At 68.4% G+C, this 21,164-nt stretch carries 20 protein-coding genes and 1 tRNA gene; 11 read left to right on the plus strand and 10 right to left on the minus strand.

The window, feature by feature from the left end; all coding sequences use genetic code 11:
* Positions 1-2 precede the first annotated feature (2 nt).
* Together ABT001_RS09795 and clpB are read right to left on the minus strand one after the other, a co-directional pair.
* Positions 3-1,277, minus strand: a complete 1,275-nt coding sequence (locus tag ABT001_RS09795; RefSeq protein ID WP_351274877.1) for an MFS transporter — start codon at positions 1,275-1,277, stop codon at positions 3-5.
* A gap of 339 nt (positions 1,278-1,616) precedes the next feature.
* A complete protein-coding gene (clpB, locus tag ABT001_RS09800) occupies positions 1,617-4,217 on the minus strand; it encodes an ATP-dependent chaperone ClpB (RefSeq protein ID WP_351274879.1) in 2,601 nt (866 codons plus the stop codon).
* 137 nt (positions 4,218-4,354) lie between these two features.
* Between clpB and ABT001_RS09805 the strand changes: the two genes are divergently transcribed.
* On the plus strand, positions 4,355-4,756 hold the full coding sequence (locus ABT001_RS09805; protein WP_351274881.1) for a pyridoxamine 5'-phosphate oxidase family protein: 402 nt from the start codon (positions 4,355-4,357) through the stop codon (positions 4,754-4,756).
* A gap of 120 nt (positions 4,757-4,876) precedes the next feature.
* Here ABT001_RS09805 and ABT001_RS09810 read toward each other — a convergent pair whose 3' ends face one another.
* Entirely contained in the window at positions 4,877-5,197 is a 321-nt protein-coding gene (locus ABT001_RS09810) for a Rieske (2Fe-2S) protein (RefSeq protein ID WP_099173435.1), read from the minus strand.
* Positions 5,194-5,559 (minus strand): hypothetical protein, encoded by a 366-nt coding sequence (locus ABT001_RS09815; protein WP_351274884.1) that lies wholly within the window; start codon positions 5,557-5,559, stop codon positions 5,194-5,196. The genes ABT001_RS09810 and ABT001_RS09815 overlap by 4 nt, the downstream gene beginning before the upstream one ends.
* A gap of 125 nt (positions 5,560-5,684) precedes the next feature.
* On the opposite strand from ABT001_RS09815, the gene ABT001_RS09820 reads away from it, so the two are divergent.
* Together ABT001_RS09820 and ABT001_RS09825 are read left to right on the plus strand one after the other, a co-directional pair.
* Complete coding sequence (locus ABT001_RS09820; RefSeq protein WP_351274886.1) at positions 5,685-6,695, plus strand: helix-turn-helix transcriptional regulator; 1,011 nt, start codon at positions 5,685-5,687, stop codon at positions 6,693-6,695.
* Between the two features lie 182 nt (positions 6,696-6,877).
* Positions 6,878-7,888: a LuxR C-terminal-related transcriptional regulator gene (locus ABT001_RS09825; protein ID WP_502967454.1), complete on the plus strand. Its 1,011-nt coding sequence runs from the start codon at positions 6,878-6,880 to the stop codon at positions 7,886-7,888.
* 53 nt (positions 7,889-7,941) lie between these two features.
* Here the strand turns inward: ABT001_RS09825 and ABT001_RS09830 are convergent, their stop codons facing one another.
* The 4 genes from ABT001_RS09830 to dnaK all read right to left on the minus strand — a co-directional run bounded on the left by ABT001_RS09830 (position 7,942) and on the right by dnaK (position 12,177).
* A complete protein-coding gene (locus ABT001_RS09830) occupies positions 7,942-8,388 on the minus strand; it encodes a heat shock protein transcriptional repressor HspR (RefSeq protein WP_014155378.1) in 447 nt (148 codons plus the stop codon).
* 1 nt (position 8,389) lies between these two features.
* Positions 8,390-9,583 carry a molecular chaperone DnaJ gene (gene dnaJ, locus ABT001_RS09835; RefSeq protein WP_351274890.1) on the minus strand — a complete coding sequence of 398 codons (1,194 nt, stop codon included), beginning with the start codon at positions 9,581-9,583 and terminating at the stop codon, positions 8,390-8,392.
* A 93-nt stretch (positions 9,584-9,676) separates the two neighbouring features.
* Entirely contained in the window at positions 9,677-10,330 is a 654-nt protein-coding gene (grpE, locus tag ABT001_RS09840) for a nucleotide exchange factor GrpE (RefSeq protein WP_351274892.1), read from the minus strand.
* Entirely contained in the window at positions 10,327-12,177 is a 1,851-nt protein-coding gene (gene dnaK / locus ABT001_RS09845) for a molecular chaperone DnaK (protein WP_351274894.1), read from the minus strand. Before dnaK ends, grpE begins: the two co-directional genes overlap by 4 nt.
* A gap of 295 nt (positions 12,178-12,472) precedes the next feature.
* Between dnaK and ABT001_RS09850 the strand changes: the two genes are divergently transcribed.
* From ABT001_RS09850 to ABT001_RS09860, 3 genes are all read left to right on the plus strand, one after another.
* Positions 12,473-13,162: a sugar transferase gene (locus tag ABT001_RS09850; RefSeq protein ID WP_351274896.1), complete on the plus strand. Its 690-nt coding sequence runs from the start codon at positions 12,473-12,475 to the stop codon at positions 13,160-13,162.
* A 91-nt stretch (positions 13,163-13,253) separates the two neighbouring features.
* Positions 13,254-15,521 carry a heterodisulfide reductase-related iron-sulfur binding cluster gene (locus ABT001_RS09855; RefSeq protein WP_351274898.1) on the plus strand — a complete coding sequence of 756 codons (2,268 nt, stop codon included), beginning with the start codon at positions 13,254-13,256 and terminating at the stop codon, positions 15,519-15,521.
* A 223-nt stretch (positions 15,522-15,744) separates the two neighbouring features.
* Entirely contained in the window at positions 15,745-16,671 is a 927-nt protein-coding gene (locus tag ABT001_RS09860; RefSeq protein ID WP_351274900.1) for a Yip1 family protein, read from the plus strand.
* 82 nt (positions 16,672-16,753) lie between these two features.
* Here the strand turns inward: ABT001_RS09860 and ABT001_RS09865 are convergent, their stop codons facing one another.
* Together ABT001_RS09865 and dcd are read right to left on the minus strand one after the other, a co-directional pair.
* Complete coding sequence (locus ABT001_RS09865) at positions 16,754-17,254, minus strand: phosphoribosyltransferase (RefSeq protein WP_351274902.1); 501 nt, start codon at positions 17,252-17,254, stop codon at positions 16,754-16,756.
* A gap of 6 nt (positions 17,255-17,260) precedes the next feature.
* Positions 17,261-17,836 (minus strand): dCTP deaminase, encoded by a 576-nt coding sequence (dcd, locus tag ABT001_RS09870; protein WP_351274904.1) that lies wholly within the window; start codon positions 17,834-17,836, stop codon positions 17,261-17,263.
* A gap of 487 nt (positions 17,837-18,323) precedes the next feature.
* On the opposite strand from dcd, the gene ABT001_RS09875 reads away from it, so the two are divergent.
* The 5 genes from ABT001_RS09875 (at position 18,324) to ABT001_RS09895 (ending at position 21,159) form a co-directional block, all read left to right on the plus strand.
* Positions 18,324-18,397, plus strand: a tRNA-Gly gene (locus ABT001_RS09875).
* 162 nt (positions 18,398-18,559) lie between these two features.
* On the plus strand, positions 18,560-18,754 hold the full coding sequence (locus tag ABT001_RS09880) for a type II toxin-antitoxin system Phd/YefM family antitoxin (protein ID WP_351274905.1): 195 nt from the start codon (positions 18,560-18,562) through the stop codon (positions 18,752-18,754).
* A gap of 29 nt (positions 18,755-18,783) precedes the next feature.
* Positions 18,784-19,149 carry a hypothetical protein gene (locus ABT001_RS09885; RefSeq protein ID WP_099173423.1) on the plus strand — a complete coding sequence of 122 codons (366 nt, stop codon included), beginning with the start codon at positions 18,784-18,786 and terminating at the stop codon, positions 19,147-19,149.
* 29 nt (positions 19,150-19,178) lie between these two features.
* The gene (locus tag ABT001_RS09890; protein ID WP_351274908.1) at positions 19,179-19,469 is read left to right on the plus strand and encodes a hypothetical protein; all 291 of its coding nucleotides are present in this window, start codon (positions 19,179-19,181) and stop codon (positions 19,467-19,469) included.
* A gap of 529 nt (positions 19,470-19,998) precedes the next feature.
* A complete protein-coding gene (locus tag ABT001_RS09895) occupies positions 19,999-21,159 on the plus strand; it encodes a hypothetical protein (protein WP_351274910.1) in 1,161 nt (386 codons plus the stop codon).
* Positions 21,160-21,164 lie beyond the last annotated feature (5 nt).

The following is a 21,164-nucleotide window of genomic DNA, read 5'->3' on the forward strand; positions in this document are numbered from 1 at the left end:
TCCTACGCGCTCAGGGGAATCGTTCCCGTGCCCGTTTCCCTGGCCCGAGACCAGGAAACCGCGACCAGGACCGCGCAGAGCGTGCCGACGATCCCCGCCCCTCCGATCGTCCGGGCCGAGGAGCCGCACAGCTCCGCCGCCAGGCCGCCCGCCGCGACGCCGATCCCCTGCATGGCGGTCAGCCCCGACCTGGCCAGTCCCAGCGCCTGACCGCGCTGGCCGGCCGGGGTGAGCAGGACGAAGGTCGCCCCCGCGGTGATCTGGTACGCGGAGAAGACACCCGACACCACGAGCGCCAGCAGGGCCGTCCCCACGCCGGGGCCCGCCCAGTAGAGGACCAGCGGAAGGTTCGCACCCACCGCCAGTGGCCCGAGCAGCCTGCGGCGCCGCTCGGCGCCGAAGCCCGCACGTCCCAGGAGGGCGGCGCCCAGGACCATCCCCGCGGGGTGCGCGGCGAGCAGGAGACCGACCGACGCGGCGCTCCCGCCGGCCTCCTCCGCGAAGGGGGCCGCCAGCCCCTCCGGCAGCATGATGAACCCCGCCAGCCAGCCCAGGGCGACCAGCGACCGCAGCCGGGGGTCCGACCAGATCAGCGCGACGGCGCTCCCCACCTGGGTGTGCATCCGCTTGGGCCGCGCGTCGGTACCGGCGTCGACCGGCCGCGCCTTCACCCCCAGCCTGATCAGGGCCGCGGAGATCAGGAAGGTCGCCGCGTTCAGCCCCAGCGAGAGATGGCTGCCCAGCCACACGACGAGGACCCCGCCGACGGCGAAGCCGACCAGCTGTCCCGCCTGATGGGTGATCAGCATGACCCGCTGGCCCTGCTCGTACAGGCGCTCGCCCAGGACGGCCGGCATCAGGGCGCCCTGCGACGCCCCGAACGGCGCCTCGGCGAGCTGCGCCAGCACCAGCAGCCCGGCCAGCAGCGGCAGGGGCGTACCGGGCAGGGCCATCAGCCCGACGAGGGCGGCACGCACGAGGTCGCACCCGATCATGACCGTGCGCCGGGGGAAACGGTCGGCCAGACCGGAGAGGAGCACCCCGGACAGCAGAGCGGGCAGCGTCGTCAGGGCATAGGTGGCCGCGGTCCAGCCGGCCGATTCGGTGCGTTCGAACACCAGCAGCGACAGCGCCACTCTCGCCAGCTGATCGCCCAGCACGGACTGGGCGGATGCCACCCACAGCGCACGGAATTCACTGACGCGTGCGAGACCGTCGCTTCTGCGTTTCTTCGGCTCCGGCTCCGCACTCGCCTCGCCGGTTATCCGCTCCGTCATGCGCGTACCTTACCGGCTTTCCCATACGGTGTAGCGCCCCTGCCGCAAAGGAAAAAGGGGGCCGCTTTCCCCGGTATCGCGCAGAACACGATCATTCGCAAACCGGTCCGCTCGGACTCCGGCCGAGGCTACGAATATGTACCGCCCCGGCACAAAAACCGACGGCCCGCCCGTGCCGGTATCTGCCGTTCAGCCACGGAAGCGAAATTTATGGCTCACATTCATGGGTTTTCCACCGACGAAGCGTGCGGCATGCACGCATGAATACCGCCCCGGCCCGCGCACAGACGTGTGTCCCCGGCCGGGAGACGAGGTCCTCCGGCCGGGGACGCAGGGCGCCTAGAGGGTCTTCGCCTGGGGCGCCGCCCCCACGATCAGTCCGTCACCGGCCCGGTCCACCCGGACCGTGTCGCCGTCCCTGACCTCGCCCGCGAGGATCTCCTTCGCGAGCCGGTCGCCGATCGCCGTCTGGATGAGCCGGCGCAGCGGCCGGGCGCCGTACGCCGGGTCGTTGCCCTCTTCCGCGAGCCAGGCCAGGGCGTCCGGGCTGACGTCGAGGTGGATCCTGCGGTCGGCCAGGCGGCCTGCGAGACGTGCCACCTGGAGCCCCGCGATGTGGGCCAGCTCGTCGCCGGACAGGGCGGAGAAGACGACCAGGTCGTCGAGCCGGTTGAGGAACTCGGGCTTGAACGAGGCCCGTACGACCTCCAGGACCCGCTGCTTCTTCGCCTCGGGCTCGATCAGCGGATCGACCAGGAACTGGCTGCCCAGGTTCGACGTGAGGATCAGGATGGTGTTGCGGAAGTCCACCGTCCGGCCCTGGCCGTCGGTGAGCCGGCCATCGTCGAGCACCTGGAGCAGGATGTCGAAGACCTCGGGGTGGGCCTTCTCGACCTCGTCCAGCAGTACGACGCTGTACGGACGGCGGCGGACCGCCTCCGTGAGCTGGCCGCCCTCCTCGTAGCCGACGTAGCCGGGCGGGGCGCCGACGAGCCGGGCGACGCTGTGCTTCTCGCCGTACTCGCTCATGTCGATGCGGATCATGGCCCGCTCGTCGTCGAACAGGAAGTCGGCGAGCGCCTTGGCCAGCTCCGTCTTGCCGACCCCGGTCGGCCCCAGGAACAGGAACGAGCCGGTGGGCCGGTCGGGGTCGGCGATCCCCGCACGCGTACGGCGTACGGCGTCCGAGACGGACCGCACGGCCTCGGTCTGGCCGATCAGGCGCGTGCCCAGCTCGGACTCCATCCGGAGCAGTTTCTGGGTCTCGCCCTCCAGGAGGCGTCCGGCCGGGATGCCGGTCCAGGCACCGACGACGTCGGCGATGTCGTCGGGGCCGACCTCCTCCTTGACCATGGTGTCCTCGGCGGCCTCCTGCTCGGCCTCGTCCGCTTCGGCCAGCTCACGCTCCAGGCCGGGGATCTCCCCGTACAGCAGCTTGGACGCGGTGTCGAAGTCACCGTCGCGCTGGGCGCGCTCGGCCTGGCCGCGCAGCTCGTCGAGGCGCTCCTTGAGCTCACCGACGCGGTTCAGGCCCTGCTTCTCCTTCTCCCAGCGGGCGGTGAGGCCGCGCAGCTCCTCCTCCTTGTCGGCGAGGTCGCGGCGGATCTTCTCCAGGCGCTGCTTGGAGCCCGCGTCACTCTCGTTCTTGAGGGCCAGCTCCTCCATGTGCAGCCGGTCGACGGACCGCTGGAGCTCGTCGATCTCCAGGGGTGAGGAGTCGATCTCCATGCGGAGCCGGGAGGCCGCCTCGTCGACGAGGTCGATGGCCTTGTCGGGGAGGAACCGTGAGGTGATGTAGCGGTCGGAGAGCGTCGCGGCGGCCACCAGCGAGGAGTCGGCGATCTGGACCTTGTGGTGCGCCTCGTAGCGGCCCTTGAGACCACGCAGGATCGCGATGGTGTCCTCGACGGACGGCTCGGCGACCATGACCTGCTGGAAGCGGCGCTCCAGGGCGGGGTCCTTCTCGATGCGCTCGCGGTACTCGTCGAGCGTGGTGGCCCCAACCATGCGGAGCTCACCACGGGCGAGCATCGGCTTGAGCATGTTGCCCGCGTCCATCGCCGAGTCACCGCCGGCGCCCGCGCCGACGACGGTGTGGAGCTCGTCGATGAAGGTGATGATCTGCCCGTCGCTCTCCTTGATCTCGGAGAGGACGGTCTTGAGGCGCTCCTCGAACTCACCCCGGTACTTGGCACCGGCGACCATCGCGCCGAGGTCGAGGGAGACCAGCCGCTTGTTCCGCAGGGACTCGGGTACGTCGCCCTTGACGATGCGCTGGGCGAGCCCTTCGACGACGGCCGTCTTGCCGACACCGGGCTCACCGATGAGCACGGGGTTGTTCTTCGTACGGCGCGACAGCACCTGCACGACGCGGCGGATCTCCTGGTCGCGGCCGATGACCGGGTCCAGCTTGCCCTCGCGCGCGGCGGCCGTGAAGTCGGTGCCGAACTTCTCCAGGGCCTTGTACTGGCCCTCGGGGTCGGGAGTGGTCACCCGGCGCCCTCCCCTGCTCTTCTCGAACGCGTCCAGCAGCTTCTTGGCACTGGCTCCCTGTCCGTCGAGGATCTCACCGGCGCGGCCGCCCTTCGCCGCGAGGGCGATCAGCAGGTGCTCGGTGGAGAGGTAGTCGTCACCGAGCTCCTTGGCCCGCTGGTCTGCGTCGGCGAGCACGGCGAGCAGATCCCGGCTCGGTTGCGGTGGCGCGACGGTCGAACCGGTGACGCTGGGCAGTGCGCCCAGGAGCCGCTCGGTCTCCTCGCGCACGGCCACCTGATCGGCGTCGGCGGCGGCCAGCAGGTCGATGATGTTCGCGTTGTCCTCGCCCGCGAGCAGTGCAAGCAGCAGATGCCCGGGGGTCAGGTCCGGATGTCCGTCCTTGACGGCCCTGCTGGTGGCCGCGTTGAGGGCGTCCCGGCTCTTGTTGGTCAGCTCGGCGTCCACGGGCGCTGTCTCCTCCTCGGTACTGGTACGTCACAGGCTTTGACTGGAACAACGGGCACAAAGTTGAGTCTATTCCACTCAAGGCTGTCGGGGGTGCCGTCTCGGCCCCCGGGTCTCCCTGTATCTAGGCTGACCCCATGCCTGACGTACGCAACCCCGGCCCCGAGTACCTCGCCTTCTGGCGGGAGCGCCATGTGTGCACCCTGACCACGCTCCGCCCGGACGGCACACCTCATGTGGTGCCCGTCGGCGTGACGTACGACCCGGAGACGCGCATCGCCCGCGTCATCACCGGCAGGAACACGCGGAAGGCCGCCCATGTGCTGGCGGCGGGCCCGGACGGGGCACGGGTCGCGGTCTGCCAGATGCAGGGGCGCCGCTGGGCGACCCTGGAGGGCCTGGCGGTGGTCCGCACGGAGCCCGACGAGATCCAGGACGCGGTACGGCGCTACGCGGAGCGCTACGAGCGGACCCCGCGGCACAACCCCGAGCGCATCGTCATCGAGATCGCCGTCGACAGGGCCCTCGGAAACGCCTGAGCGTTCCATGCTCTTTCCCGGCGATGTCCGGGCAGCACAACGGCGCCACCGTGTTCAGGTCACGATGGCGCCGTTGTGTGGGGGAAGTGCCAGAACGATATGTAACGACGGGGGAATCGTTCAGGCACTGCGGGGGGTGGCGGAAATGGCTTCTTGTTCGAACAGCTCGTGGTCGCGCTGATCGAGATTCACGAAAATCATGCCGTACCTCACGGCACAGCGAACAGGTTGTGGCGCTCCGCGAGGCCGGCGGAGACAGCGATAGGCACGGATATCATCATCCGTTTCCATCACGACCAGAATCGGCTCTCCGAACAGGGTGACCATCAACGAATCGCCCTGGCGGGTAAGTGCCGTGAGCAGATCGATGAAATGCCACCCTGACCGATAGGCCGTGGCCATCTCCCGCCGGAAGGTGCGGTCGTCCGGGGGCGTGGTCATGCGCTCGCTACGCCTGCCGGCGCGCTCCAGCTGATCTCACCGGAGGCGGGCATGCCCCAGCTGATCTCACCGGGATCAGCGACCGCCCGCACGGACCAGCTGATCTCGCCGGGGACAGCGGCGGGCGCACCCCAGCTGATCTCACCGGGGGCGGAGGCCGGCGTGGACCAGCTGATCTCACCGGACGCGGGCTTGCCCCAGCTGATCTCACCGGGCTCAGCGACCGCTTCCACGGACCAGCTGATCTCCCCCGGCCCAGCAGCCTGCTCCGACCAGCTGATCTCGCCGGGCCCGGCCGCGCTGCCGGCCAGGCCGCCCGCCACGCCGAAGCCCAGGGCCGCGACGAAAGCGGCGGCAAGCACTGAGCGAAGCTTTCGCTTATCCATAGTCGGCTTCGTCCTCACGTGTGGATTCCTCTCCCCCGCATCCACGACGATGTCTCACCCGGACCACACAACGCCACCAGGACGATGCATCATGTTCCTGCATGTTCAGGAACCTGGGGGGTGGAGATATGACTACAAGTGACACAACAGGGACACATCCCCATGGGGTCACCGAGCTGTGCGACGAGGGGAAACGCCTTTACGCCAGCGCTCTTCGGTCCGGGCGGATCTCGCGCGCGGAAGTCGGCCCCGCCCCCTGCCTGATGGATTTCGCGCTGCTGCACCCGGACCCGGACGACACGGCCTGGCTCCGCCCGGTCCCTCCGTCCGCCGCACTGGCCCAGCGCCTGCATCCCATCGAGCGCGAGATCAAGGAGCGCAGGCGGCGTTCCGTCGCGCTGGCCGAATCCTTCGAGCCCTTCATGGACATCAGCGCCCAGGACCCACCGACCACCCACGCCATCACGGTGCTGGAGGGCGGCAACAGGATCAACGCCGCACTCGACCTGGCCACCGCCGAGTGCCGCACCGAGGTACTCACCGTCCAGCCCGGTGGGGACCGCGGCGAGGACCGCCTCAGCGAAGGCCTGGAACGCGCCCTGTCGGTGGTCGACCGGGGCGTCAGCATGCGCACCCTCTACCAGCACACCGTCCGGCACAGCCAGGGGACGCTCGCCTACGCGGCACGCCTGTCCCAGGGCAAGGTGGAGATCCGCACCCTGGAGGAGCTCATCGAGCGCCTCCTCGTCTTCGACCGGACCGTGGCCTTCATACCCGCCCAGAACGACGACGGGGTCGCTCTCGAACTCCGCCACCCGGGCCTGGTCAACTACCTGGTGAAGGTCTTCGAGCAGCTCTGGAGCCGTGCGTCCCCGCTGCTCGGGGAGGTCCGGTACGATCCACCGCCCAAGGGGATCAGCGGTGTTCAGCGCTCCATAGCCCAACTCCTCGTCGAAGGACATGTGGACGACTCCATCGCCCGCCGTCTCGGCATGAACGTCCGCACCTGCCGGGCGCACGTCGCCAAGCTGTCCGCCACCCTGGGCAGCACCAGCCGCGCCCAACTCGGCTACCTCATAGCCCGGTCAGGAATCCTGGACCAGGACTCCTGACCGGCCGGCCCCCTGACGTCCCCACCCCCGGGCCGTCGGGCGCAGCCCCCCTTCGGAAGGGAGTGCGGAGCACCCCCAACCGAAGGGGAAGACCGGCGTCCCCCGCACCACCCACACTCCCCCGGCCGCCGCGCTTCCACCACCGTCATCTTGTTGCACTGCACGAAGTGAGGGGTCACCAAATCACTACGGATGAGGCAAACCAAGCGCATCCGCACAGTTCGAGAGCGCTGTGCGCCCCGGCCGTCCGCCTGTACGAGGAGGCGGTGCGTGCCGGGCGTATCCCCAGGACCGCACTGGCTTCCGTCCCGTGTCTGATCGACATGGCCGTCGTCCATCCCGATCCGCGGGACGACACGTGGATGCGCCCCGTGCACCCGTCCGCCGCCCTGGCTCACCTGCTCCAGCCCCTCACCCGGGAGCTGGACGAACGCGTGCAGCTCGCCGCCACGCTCAGCAGGTCGCTGGCCCCCCTGGCGGGCGTCGCCAGCGCCGACCCCGACCTGGCGATCACGGTGCTCGAGGGCAGGCCTGCGATCGAGACCGCCCTGCACGAGGCGAGTGCCTCCGCCACCGAACAGGTCCTCACCGCGCAGCCGGGGAGCAACCGGCCGCTGCGCGGCATGCAGCGGGCGATCGCCAACGCCAGGACCGCCATCGGGCACGGCGCTCGGCTCCGGCACATCTACCAGCATCCGGCCCGCTACAGCACCAACGTCAGGGACTACCTGGCACAGATATCCCCCGACCACCTGCAGGTGCGGACCACCGAGCAGACGGTGGAGAGGCTGATCATCTTCGACCGCGACGTCGCGTTCATCCCCGCGACGCCGGATCGCGCCATGGCGCTGCAGCTCCGCCACCCCGCCCTGGTCGCCTACCTCGTCCAGGTCTACGAGGTCCTCTGGGCCCAGGCAGTCCCCTTCGCACAGCAACTGCCCTCGGCCGCCCCCGGCACCCCCGTCACGGCCGTCCAGCAGAGCATCGCCCGCCTGCTGGTCGAGGGTGACGTCGACGACGTCGTGGCCCGGAAGCTGGGCATCAGTGTGCGTACCTGCCGCTCCCACATCTCCAAGCTGACGCAGACGCTCGGCGCCCACAGCCGCACCCATCTCGGCGCGCTCCTCGTGCGGTCGGGCATCGCCGACGCCGGCTCCGGGGCGGCAGCACGACGGCCCGCCCCCGGAGCCTGAACTCCGGGAACGGGCCGCGAGGTCCGTAGGACGCCGAGCAGCCGTCGGGCGTTTCAGTCCTTCGGCCGCTTGGGCCGCCAGACCACCAGCGCACTGGTCTGCTGCACGTCCTGGTACGGCACGAGGTCACGCCGGTAGGAGGCGTGCACCTGGGCCTCGCGCTGCTGCATGGCGACGGCCGCGCCGTCCACCGCAGCCGAGAGCTCGGCGACGCGCTGCTGGAGCGCGGCGACCTGGTTCTCCAGCTCGATGATGCGCTTGATACCCGCGAGGTTGATGCCCTCGTCCTGTGACAACTGCTGGACGGTGCGCAGCAGTTCGATGTCACGGGCCGAGTAGCGCCGACCCCGCCCGGCCGTGCGGTCGGGCGAGACGAGACCGAGGCGGTCGTACTGGCGCAGTGTCTGCGGGTGCAGGCCCGAGAGCTGGGCCGCGATCGAGATCACGTAGACCGGTGATTCGTCGGTCAGCTGGTACGGATTGCGTCGACGGCCGTCCATCTCAAGCTCCCTTCGCAGCCTGGAACAGCTCCGCCCGCGGGTCCTCCCTCGCGGTCGCCTTCCGGTAGGCCTCCAGCGCGTCCTGGGCGTCCGCGCCGAGGTCCGTGGGCACGGCCACCTCCACGGTCACCAGGAGGTCGCCCCGGGTGCCGTCCTTGCGTACGGCGCCCTTGCCCCGGGCCCGCATCGTACGCCCGTTGGGCGTACCGGCCGGGAGTTTCAGGGTGACCGGAGGGCCGCCGAGCGTGGGGACCTTCACCTCGCCGCCGAGTGCCGCCTCCGGGAAGGTGACGGGCACGGTGACCGTGAGGTTGTCGCCTTTGCGGCCGAAGACCGGGTGGGCGTCGACATGGACGACGACGTAGAGGTCGCCGGCCGGACCGCCGCGCTCGCCCGGGCTGCCCTTGCCGCGCAACCGGATCCGCTGGCCGTCGGACACCCCTGCGGGGATCCTGACCTGCATCGTGCGGGCCGACTTCGCCCGCCCGCTGCCCTTGCAGACGTCGCAGGGGTCCTGGGCGATGAGCCCCCGGCCCTTGCAGTCCACGCAGGGATCGGTCAGGGAGAATCCGCCGCCGGTGCCGCGTGACACCTGACCTGTGCCGACGCACGTCGGACAGACCCTAGGGGTGCCGTTCTTGTCGCCGGTGCCCGAACACGCCTTGCAGGGTGCCTGGCTGGACATCCGCAGCGGGACCGTGGCCCCGTCGACCGCCTCGGTGAAGCTGAGCGTCACCTCGGACTCGATGTCCTGGCCGCGCTTGGGCTGGACACGTGTGCCCGCGCCGCCGCGGTTGAACAGTCCGCCGAAGACATCGCCCAGACCGCCGCCGCCGCCTCCGCCGAAACCGCCGGCGCCGGGACCCTGGCCACCGCCGGGGGCGCCCCCGAAGAGGTCGCCCAAGTCGAAGTTGAAGTTGCCGCCCGCCCCGCCGGGACCTGCCCGGAAGCCTCCGTTGCCGAAGAGGGCGCGCGCCTCGTCGTACTCCTTGCGCTTCTTGGGGTCACCGAGGATGTCGTTGGCCTCGGAGATCTCCTTGAAGCGCTCCTCGGCCTTGGCGTCACCCTTGTTGGCGTCCGGGTGGTTCTCGCGTGCGAGCTTCCGGTACGCCTTCTTGACCTCGGCGTCGGTGGCGTCCTTGGGGACGCCGAGAACCTTGTAGTAGTCCTTCTCGACGAAGTCCTTCGTGCTCATCGACGTCCCTCCTTCCGGACGATCGGCCGTGCGGCCGGCCCTGTGGCCGGCCGCACGCCCCGTCGGTGTTCACCGCAGTGGTCGGACGGAATGTCAGACCTCTTCGGTGCCACCGCTCTCCTCGTCGTCTGCCTTCTCTTCCTTCGCCGCCGCGGGCGTGGCGCCCGGCTGCGGCTCGGCCACGGCCACCCGCGCGGGGCGGATGGTGCGCTCGCCGATGCGATACCCGGGCTGCAGGATCGCCACGCAGGTCGTCTCGGTGACGTCCGGCGCGTACGAGTGCATCAGGGCCTCGTGGATCGTCGGGTCGAAGGGCTCGCCCTCCTTGCCGAACTGCTGGAGGCCGATCTTCGCGACGACCGTCTCCACGGATTCGGCCACCGCCTTGAAGCCTCCGACGAGCTCGCCGTGCTCCCGCGCCCTGCCGATGTCGTCGAGCACGGGCAGGAGATCGGTCAGGAGATTCGCCGCGGCGACCTCCTTGACCGCGACCCGGTCGCGCTCGACCCGACGCCGGTAGTTCTGGTACTCGGCCTGGAGCCGCTGGAGGTCGCCCGTGCGCTCGTTGAGCGCGGTACGGACCTGGTCCAGCTGAGCCGTCAGAGCCGCTGTCTGCTGTACGTCCCCGGCCGGGGCCGCCGTCTCCTCCTCCTCGGAGGGGGTGGCGGCCTTCGGCTCGGCGTCGTCGGCATCGGCGCCGGAGGGGACGTCAGGCTTCTCGTCGAAGCCCGGAGTCTCCTCGGTCACGCCGCACCGCCCTTCGTGTCCTTCTCGTCGTCCACGATCTCGGCGTCGACGACGTCGTCGTCGGCGGCCTTGGCCTGGCCGTCACCCGGCGCCTCGGCGCCCGGGGTCGCACCGTCGGCGTTGGCGTACATCGCCTGGCCCAGCTTCTGGGAGACGGCCGCGACCTTCTCGGTGGCGGTACGGATCTCGGCGGTGTCCTCGCCCTTGAGCTTCTCCTTCAGCTCGGTGAGCGCGGTCTCCACCTCCGTCTTGACGTCGCCGGGGACCTTGTCCTCGTTGTCCTTGAGGAACTTCTCCGTCTGGTAGACGAGCTGCTCGCCCTGGTTGCGCGACTCGGCGGCCTCGCGACGACGGTGGTCCTCGTCGGCGTACTGCTCGGCCTCTTCGCGCATCCGGTTGACCTCGTCCTTCGGCAGCGAGGAGCCGCCGGTGACGGTCATCTTCTGCTCCTTGCCGGTGCCGAGGTCCTTGGCGGCGACGTGCATGATGCCGTTGGCGTCGATGTCGAAGGCGACCTCGATCTGCGGCACACCGCGCGGGGCCGGCGGCAGACCGGTGAGCTCGAACATCCCGAGCTTCTTGTTGTACGCCGCGATCTCGCGCTCGCCCTGGTAGACCTGGATCTGCACGGACGGCTGGTTGTCCTCGGCCGTCGTGAAGATCTCGGACCGCTTGGTCGGGATCGTGGTGTTGCGCTCGATGAGCTTCGTCATGATCCCTCCCTTGGTCTCGATGCCGAGGGACAGCGGGGTCACGTCGAGGAGCAGGACGTCCTTGACCTCGCCCTTGAGGACACCGGCCTGGAGCGAGGCGCCGATGGCGACGACCTCGTCCGGGTTCACACCCTTGTTGGCGTCCTGGCCGCCCGTGAGCTCCTTGACGAGCTCGGCGACGGCCGGCATACGGGTCGAGCCACCGACGAGAACGACGTGGTCGATCTCGGAGAGCTGGATGCCCGCGTCCTTGATGACGTTGTGGAACGGGTTCTTGCAACGGTCCAGGAGGTCCGCGGTCAGCTGCTGGAACTGCGAGCGCGTGAGCTTCTCGTCCAGGTGCAGCGGGCCCTCGGCGGACGCCGTGATGTAGGGCAGGTTGATCGTGGTCTCGGTCGAGGACGAGAGCTCGATCTTCGCCTTCTCCGCGGCCTCGCGGAGACGCTGGAGAGCCATCTTGTCCTTGGACAGGTCCACGCCGTGCCCGTTGGCGAACTGCTTCACCAGGTAGTCGACGACGCGCTGGTCCCAGTCGTCACCACCGAGGTGGTTGTCACCGTTGGTGGCCTTCACCTCGACGACGCCGTCGCCGATCTCCAGGAGGGACACGTCGAAGGTGCCGCCACCGAGGTCGAAGACGAGGATCGTCTGGTCGTCCTTGTCGAGGCCGTACGCCAGGGCGGCGGCGGTCGGCTCGTTGACGATGCGCAGGACGTTCAGGCCCGCGATCTCACCGGCCTCCTTGGTCGCCTGGCGCTCCGAGTCGTTGAAGTACGCCGGGACGGTGATCACCGCGTCGGTGACCTTCTCGCCCAGGTAGGACTCGGCGTCGCGCTTCAGCTTCTGCAGGATGAAGGCGCTCATCTGCTGCGGGTTGAAGTTCTTGCCGTCGAGCTCGATCTTCCAGTCAGTGCCCATGTGGCGCTTGACCGAACGGATCGTCCTGTCGACGTTGGTGACCGCCTGGCGCTTGGCGACCTCGCCGACCAGCACCTCGCCGTTCTTCGCGAAGGCGACGACGGACGGCGTGGTCCTGGCGCCTTCGGCGTTGGTGATGACGGTGGGCTCGCCGCCTTCGAGAACGCTGACGACGGAGTTAGTCGTGCCCAGGTCGATGCCGACCGCACGTGCCATTTCAATTCCTCCAACTGACTACTTGAGTGGATCTGACTCAAGGATGCATGACACCCACCCCGGAGTCAAAGGACCTGAGCCACTTACGCTCAACTTATGTGCTCATCACAGCCCTGACCAGGCAATTCCGCACGCCGGGCGGCGAAATATCCGCTCCGCGACCTCCGCGGTCCGCGACACCCCGCATGCGCCGCAGGTCACACACACCCCACCCACCATCGCACCGTGGGATCGTTCTGTCACAAAATGCATCGAGACGGTCATACCGTCACGTCACCGACTCCGGGCAGGTGTCATGCGGAACGCGAAGCAGGCTGCGGCACGAAGGGCACGACCCCCCGCCACGTCGGCGGCGGGAGCGGCGGCGGGTGCCCGTGTCGCCGCGGCGACCGGCGCGGCGGTGAACCGTGCCGCCGCGGCGCTGTCGGCCCTGACCGCGAAGCGGTCCCTCGACCTGGCGCTCGGCACCGCCCTCCTGCTGCTGACGGTCCCCGCGCTGGCCGTCGCCACCCTGGCCCTCGCCCTGCACCCCCGGAGGACCGGCGTACTGCGGCGCGAGACCAGGATCGGACTCGGCGGCCACCCCTTCGAGCTCCGCTCGCTGTGCACCCGGCTGCTCCGGCTCGACCTGCTGTCCCGGCTTCCCCACGTCGTGACGGGAGAGCTCTCCCTCGTCGGCCCGGCCCCCCTCACTCCGGAGGAGACCGCCCGCCTCGGACCGGGCGAAGCGCGCCGGCGGCACGCCCTGCGCCCCGGACTCACCGGCCTGACCCAGGTCCGCGCCCGCTCCGGAATGCCCTGGGACGAACCCGCCCTCCTCGACGCCCATTACGCAGAGCATCATGGGACGGGCCTCGACCTGGCGATCCTGGCGCAATCCGTACGCATCCCGGTGCGCGCGGCCCTGCGCCGGCCACACCGCCGGGGAAAGGCTCACCTGAGCGACACAGATCACCGACTGCCCGGCTACAGCGCGGCGGAATAAGTGGATAGTGTCAGCACAGACTGATTAAGTTACTGCTTAGTAATCACTTGTACGCGCTGGATCCCACCCTCGCAGGCCCGAGGAGCCCCACATGCAACTCGCCGCGATCATCGTGTCGCTGGTGCTGACTGTCGTCGGCGTTGCGCTCATCGCCCGAGCCGTCGCGCAGATCTACCGGTTCGTCCGTCTCGGACAGCCGGTGCCGGCAGGCAGCCGCACCGACGACCCCAAGCAGCGCACGATCACCCTGGTCAAGGAATTCCTCGGCCACACCCGGATGAACCGGTGGGGGATCGTGGGCTTCGCCCACTGGTTCGTCGCGATCGGCTTCCTGACCCTGCCGCCGACGCTGCTCCAGGCGTACGGACAGCTCTTCCAGGCCGACTGGGTGCTGCCGATCGTCGGTGGCTGGCTGCCGTTCGAGATGTACATCGAGTTCATCGGCATCATGACCGTGCTCGGCATCGTCACGCTGATGGCCATCCGACTGCTGAACCTGCCCTCACGGGCCGGCCGCAAGTCCCGCTTCACCGGCTCGAAGGCCTGGCAGGCGTACTTCGTCGAGTACGTCATCCTCATCATCGGCCTGGCGATCCTGGCCCTGCGCGGCCTCGAGGGCGCGATCCACCACGTCGAGGGCTACGAGGCCGCCTACTTCGTCTCGTACCCCCTGGTACTCGCCTTCAAGGGCATCGCCCTCGGCACGCTGCAGAACCTCATCTACCTCACCGCGATGATCAAGATCGGCACGTCGCTGATCTGGATGATCACGGTCTCGCTCAACACCAACATGGGTGTCGCCTGGCACCGCTTCCTCGGCTTCCCGAACATCTGGTTCAAGCGCAACGCCGACGGCGACGTCGCCCTCGGCGCGCTGCAGCCGATGACCAGCGGCGGCAAGGAGATCGACTGGGAGGACCCGGGCGAGGACGACACCTTCGGTGTCTCCCAGGTCGAGCAGTTCTCCTGGAAGGGCATCCTCGACTTCTCCACGTGCACCGAGTGCGGCCGCTGCCAGTCGCAGTGCCCCGCCTGGAACACCGGCAAGCCGCTCTCCCCGAAGCTCCTGATCATGTCCCTGCGCGACCACGCGCACGCCAAGGCGCCGTATCTGCTGGCCGGCGGCGGCAAGGACATGGAGGGCAACGAGAAGGCCACCGAGGAGCAGCTCAAGGACGTCCCCGCGGCAGCCCTCGCCGAGGCCGAGCGCCCCCTCATCGGCACCGCCGAGGAGAACGGCGTCATCGACCCGGACGTGCTGTGGTCCTGCACCACCTGCGGTGCGTGCGTGGAGCAGTGCCCGGTCGACATCGAGCACATCGACCACATCGTCGACATGCGCCGCTACCAGGTGATGATCGAGTCCGCGTTCCCGTCCGAGGCGGGCACGATGCTCAAGAACCTGGAGAAGAAGGGCAACCCCTGGGGGCTGGCCAAGAAGCAGCGCGTCGAGTGGACCAAGGAGGTCGACTTCGAGGTCCCGATCGTCGGGAAGGACGTCGAGGACCTCAGCGAGGTCGACTACCTGTACTGGGTCGGCTGCGCGGGCGCCCTGGAGGACCGCGCCAAGAAGACCACGAAGGCCTTCGCGGAGCTCCTGCACATCGCGGGCGTCAAGTTCGCGATCATGGGCGGCGACGAGAAGTGCACCGGTGACTCCGCCCGTCGTCTGGGCAACGAGCCGCTGTTCCAGCAGCTCGGCCAGGAGAACGTCGCGATGCTGAACATGGCTTTCGGCGAGGACGACGAGGACGACTCGACCAAGAAGGCGAAGGCGACGAAGAAGATCGTCGCGACCTGCCCGCACTGCTTCAACACCATCGCGAACGAGTACCCGCAGCTCGGCGGCGAGTACGAGGTCATCCACCACACGCAGCTGCTCCAGCACCTGGTGGACGAGGGCAAGCTGATCCCGGTGACGCCGGTCGAGGGTCTGATCACGTACCACGACCCCTGCTACCTGGGCCGTCACAACAAGATCTACACGCCCCCGCGCGAGATCATCGCGAAGGTCCCGGGTCTGCGGAACGAGGAGATGCACCGCCACAAGGAGCGCGGCTTCTGCTGCGGCGCCGGTGGTGCCCGGATGTGGATGGAGGAGCGGATCGGCAAGCGCGTCAACAACGAGCGCGTCGACGAAGCCCTCTCCCTCAACCCGGACATCGTCTCCACCGCGTGCCCGTTCTGCCTCGTCATGCTGACCGACTCGGTCAACGGCAAGAAGAACGACGGCAAGGCCAAGGAGTCGATCCAGGTCGTCGACGTCTCGCAGCTGCTCCTGGAGTCGGTGAAGACCCCGGCCGACCCGGCGGGCGAGGCGGAGACCGCAGGACAGCCCGAACCGGAACCCGTCCAGTAGCCGTCCCCCACCACAGCTGTCTCCCACCACGGAAGCGGCCGGACCTGCCTCGGGGGCAGGACCGGCCGCTTCCGCGCGTGCTGGACGCGCGTGGCGAACGCGCGTCCCGGGGGGTGGCTGACCCCCCAGGGTTCCCCTAAGGGATGTCACAGCTAGGCCGCAATGGGGCCCGTCTTCCCCCGGCCCCCACACCGCACCCACATGGACCAGGTACGTTCGATGCGTGGCTGGATTCAGGATCGGACGCGGCCGGGACAACCGCACACCGCAACAACACCCGCAGCAGCAACAGCCGTACGGCACGCAGGCGTCACCGCCGCCGTACGGCGGGCAGTCGTGGCCCCCGGCAGGAGGCAACGGCGCACCGTACGGAGGCCCCCAGGGCGCCCCGTACGGCGGCGGGCACGGCGGCAACGGACACGGGGGTGGTAACGGGCACGCAGGCGGACACGGCGAACCGGAGTACTTCGGCGACCCGCACCACCAGCCCTCGCAGCAGGACCCGTATGCCAACGCCCCGGGGCACACCCAGGCGTTCAGCATCAACGAGGACCCCTACGGCTCGGGGGACACCTACCAGGCCGGTCAGGCCCCCGCACAGCCCTCGGGCCCGCGGCTGCACTGGAAGCAGCTGCTGAGCGGCATCGTGCTGCGTCCGGGACCGACGTTCTGGCAGATGCGCGACTACCCCGTCTGGGGCACCGCCATCACCGTCACGTTCATCTACGGTCTGCTCGCGCTCTTCGGCTTCGACCAGGCGCGCGACGAGGCGATCCACGCGGAGGTCTCCACGGTCGCCCCGTACGTGATCTTCACGGGCGTCGGCTTCGTCATCGGCGGACTGGTCCTCGGCGCGGTCACCCACACCCTGGCCCGTCAGCTCGGCGGCACGGGCTCCTGGCAGCCGACCGTGGGCCTGTCGATGCTCATCATGTCGATCACGGACGCCCCGCGCCTGGTCTTCGCCCTCTTCCTCGGCGGCGAGAACTCCCTGGTGCAGATCCTCGGCTGGATCACCTGGCTGGCCGCCGGCGCGCTGTTCACGTCGATGGTGAGCAAGTCGCACGACCTCCCGTGGCCGAAGGCCCTGGGCGCCTCCGCCATCCAGCTGATCGGGCTGCTCTCGATCATCAAGCTCGGCACGATCTGACCGGTCATGCGGAAGGGCCCCGGTGCGACGCACCGGGGCCCTTCGCGTTCCTGCCGTACCTTCACGTCCCTGTGCCGCAGGCTCAGGAGTCGAGTACCTGACCCTCACGGCGCACGACGGGCTTCTCGACGCTCCACGGGAAGTTGATCCACTGATCGGTCTTCTTCCACACGTACTCGCACTTCACCAGCGACTGGGGCTTCTCGTAGATGACCGCGCTCCGCACCTCGGCCACGTGGTCGATGCAGAAGTCGCGGACCAGCTTCAGCGTCTTGCCGGTGTCGGCGACGTCGTCGGCGATGAGGACCTTCTTCCGAGTGAAGTCGATGGCGTTGGGAACGGGCGCCAGCATGACCGGCATCTCCAGTGTGGTCCCGACCCCGGTGTAGAACTCGACGTTCACCAGGTGGATGTTCTTGCAGTCCAGGGCGTACGCCAGACCGCCCGCGACGAAGACCCCGCCCCGCGCGATGCTCAGCACGACATCCGGCTCGTACCCGTCGTCCGCCACCGCCTGCGCCAGCTCACGTACGGCGAGCCCGAAGGTCTCGTACGTCAGGTTCTCCCGCTCTTCACCAGCCATGCCGCATCACACCTGTGTCCGATGGAAATTCATGAAGGAACGCGAGGCGGTCGGCCCTCGCTGGCCCTGGTAGCGCGATCCGTAACGCTCGGATCCGTACGGGAACTCGGAAGGGGACGTCAGCCGGAACATGCACAGCTGCCCGATCTTCATTCCCGGCCAGAGCTTGATCGGCAGCGTCGCCAGATTCGACAGCTCCAGGGTCACGTGCCCCGAGAAACCGGGGTCGATGAACCCGGCCGTGGAGTGCGTCACCAGCCCGAGCCGGCCCAGCGAGCTCTTCCCCTCCAGCCGTGACGCCAGGTCGTCGGGGAGCGAGATGACCTCGTAGGTCGAGGCCAGGACGAACTCACCGGGGTGCAGGATGAACGCCTCGTCGCCGTCCGGCTCGACCTGACGGGTCAGGTCCAGCTGCTCGACGGCGGGATCGATATGCGGATAGCGGTGATTCTCGAACACCCGGAAGTAGCGGTCCAGCCGCACATCGATGCTCGAGGGCTGCACCATCGAAGCGTCGAACGGGTCAATGCGAACCCGCCCGGCATCGATCTCGGCCCGGAGGTCCTTATCTGAGAGAAGCACGCACCGAGGATACGCAGAACGCGCGAGCCGACCCCAACCGGACCGCCCCGCGCGCGCCTGCCTCACACCTACGACGCCCTGCGGCGCCCTCTACCGCTCCTCGAACACCACGGGAACCGCCTGCCTCAACCGCGCACAGCGCGGACAGCGGATGAGCCTCCCGGGGCCGATCCGGCCGGATCCGAGCTGCTGCATCGGAAACGACGAGGTAGCAAAAACGTGCCCTTCGGCACAGCGGACGACGGTGCGCTCCATCGACTCCATCAAGTCCCTTCCCCAACCAGCCTTGGACGAGACCGCCACATTAGGGGATGAACAGGACGCCACTCCAGGCGGCACTCCGACCACCCACGCTACGCCCCCAACTCCCGCCACCCACAACCGCGTCCACCCCACGGAACGACACAGGGACCCCACGGCGATCGCGCCGGGGGCCTGCGATGGGGTAGAGTGTGCGACGATGCGGAGCCGATCACCGGCACGCTTCGCGGGTGTAGTTTAATGGTAGAACATGAGCTTCCCAAGCTCAGAGCGCGAGTTCGATTCTCGTCACCCGCTCCATGAAAAGCCCCAGGCCAGCGGCCCGGGGCTTTCTTTTTGCCACAAGCCCAATCTCAGGCACCCCGCGCCCGCTCTGCACCCGACGCGCCCGTTGGCTTTCTCCAGCCGTCACACCCCACGGGCATGTATGTCAACTATGATAGTTGCTATATGCTTCAGCATATGGAGACGAAGACGTACACAACCATCGACCTGCGCAAGGGGATGGGCGAGATCCTGGACCGGACCCGGATCGCCGGCGAGGCCGCCGCCATCACCCGCAAGGGAAAGACGGTCGCCTACCTGGTGCCGGCCGAGTGGTTCGAGCAGATGGCCCGCGGGCACGAGTCGCGCGAGGACCGACCCAAGGCGGCCTGACCCATCCTCCACACCAAGGAGCACGAACCATGCCCGCCCACGCACTCCACTTTGATGGGTACGAGGGGGAACCCTTGCGGTTGCCGCCCATGCCCGAACACACGCCTCAAGCCCTTCGGTTGGCGATTCAGGAACACACTCCGCACCTCCTTCCGGACTTTGAGGCGCACTGGAAGCGCGTCATCGGAGACGCCTTCAACATCACGCCCGTGCCCGCCTTCATGCGCCTGTGGTGGACGCAGTACGCCATCGCCCGGAATCCCGTCCTCGATTCGCACCTTCGCGATCTCGAAGCTCGTGCCGCCGAGTCCGAGGACCCCGAGGAGTCCATCCGGCTTCTGGAGGAGTACAGCCGCCTCCGGCACGAAGCCGCTGAGAGGAAGCCCGGAGAGTGATCGACGAACCACTCCGTCCGCCTTGGCAAATGGACTGGACGAAGCAGGCGCAGCACGACTTCCAGAGCATGCCCGCCGAGGGCAGTGACCTGGTCATGAGTGCCCGTGCGGAACTGATCACTGCCGAAGACCCGTACTTCCGGGGAATCGACGCCGATGCCTCGCTCCCGCACTGGATGACCGTCCGACCTCTGGCCTCTACAAGCCCCGGCGGCCCCCACATCGTGGACCTGGCCGGCGGACGCGGCTGGCTCATCTACACCTTCATGCGGCGCCGCGCCGATCCCCAGATCGTCGTCACCGAAGCCTTCTGGGCCTGATGTCTGAGCCACCGGAGCGTCTGCAGCACAGGTGGCTCCCGTTCCGTTTTCCCGTCACCCACTCCAGCACAGAACCTCAGACTGATGCCCCACAGTCGACGGGCCCCATCCGTGCCCAGCAGAGCGGACAACAGCGGTCAGATACGGCTGTCAGAGACAAGAGCCCATCCACCCGCCCGCCACGAAACCCCAGTTCAGGACCCCTCTGTCAGCCCAAGAACCGTTGATTCCCAAGCTCAGAGCGCGAGTTCGATTCTCGTCACCCGCTCTTGCATGAAGCCCCAGGTCGGAGACCTGGGGCTTCATTGTTGTCTAGACCTCCAGGTGGTCGCGTGCCATATGGGACCTCGGACGGCGTCACGATGGAGGCCGATCCAGACCCTGATCGCGGATCGTGAACCTGAGTGAGATTGATCTAGCTCGCTCACGAACCGAAGGATTGCGCCTGCACGCCGGAAATTCGACATGGTCCCGACAGAGGCTGGCGGCCCGACGCATACCCTTGAAGCCCGCTCCGCTCTGCGCAGGAATGGGTGATGATGGCGCCGTGATCGTGGATGTGAGCAACTACGAGCTGGTGTGGCCGACATCGCTGTTCGTGTCAGAGGGGGAACGCATCCTGAGGACGCCGACCTCTCAGTGGGAGGACCGTGCGGAGTGGCTCCTGACCGAGGCGATGGTCGGGTCAACAGCGGTGACGGACTTCCGAGAGGTCGATGCTTTCGGTGATCCCTGGGCCACCACGCGGGAAAGCCGGACCCTGACGAGAACGCGCGAGAACTGGTTCTCGGAGCTCATCAGTCGCGCTTCGGAGATACGGCCCGCACTCGCGCCCCGGCCTTACTGGCCGGAGCGAAAGGGACGCGGCCTGATTGCCGACGGGAGCACCGATCGAGATGCGCGCCGTGACTTCGCACGGATCGTCGCCGACTTCGCGGACGACGGCTACCTGGTCGAGCAGTTCGGTGAGGAGTGCGTCGACGGGTCGGACGACCTGCCCGACGCCTCTGCGCTGATTGAACGGCGCCTGGGCATTCCAGACCTGTGGCCCCTGACTCCGACCACCTGGGACGAGGACACCTTCTACGGTCTGATCGAGGTCTTCCACGACCTCGTCAGCCGTCCCCGACGCCGGAGCTTCCACTCCTATAGCGGTTGCGGTTGGCACCACTCGGAGTTCCACAACGGACCGGCCCGCATCCTCTATCGCGCGGAGATCAACGATCTACTGCGTGAAGCCGGGATCGAGTACGAGCTCGCGGCTGAAGGCGAGGACCTGGGGCGGCTTGTTGCCATAACCGACGACGCGCGTCGTCAGCTGGTGCACCATGTCCTCAAAGACAGTCCTCCCGCCGTCACCGACCGCGTCCGGCATGCCATCGCACTCTTCCGCGCCCGCGACGCATCTCTGGAGAGCAAGCGGTCGGCCATCGTTGCCGCCGTCGGCATCCTGGAGGAGCGCCGCGCCCTGATCCGCGAGGACCTGGGAAAGCCTGACGACGGCGCGCTGTTCGAAATCGCCAACAGATTTGGCCTGCGTCACCGTCGCGCGGACCAACTCGCCAACTACAGCGACGCTTTCCTCGACTGGATCTTCTGGTGGTACCTCGCCACCGTCGAACTGACCAACAAGCTGATCGAGGCAGCGGAACCCTCGAAGGCCAGCCCCGCAGCCGAGCCTCCCTTTTAAGGGCT

The sequence above is a fragment of the Streptomyces sp. NPDC002793 genome (assembly GCF_040295485.1).
Taxonomy (GTDB): domain Bacteria; phylum Actinomycetota; class Actinomycetes; order Streptomycetales; family Streptomycetaceae; genus Streptomyces.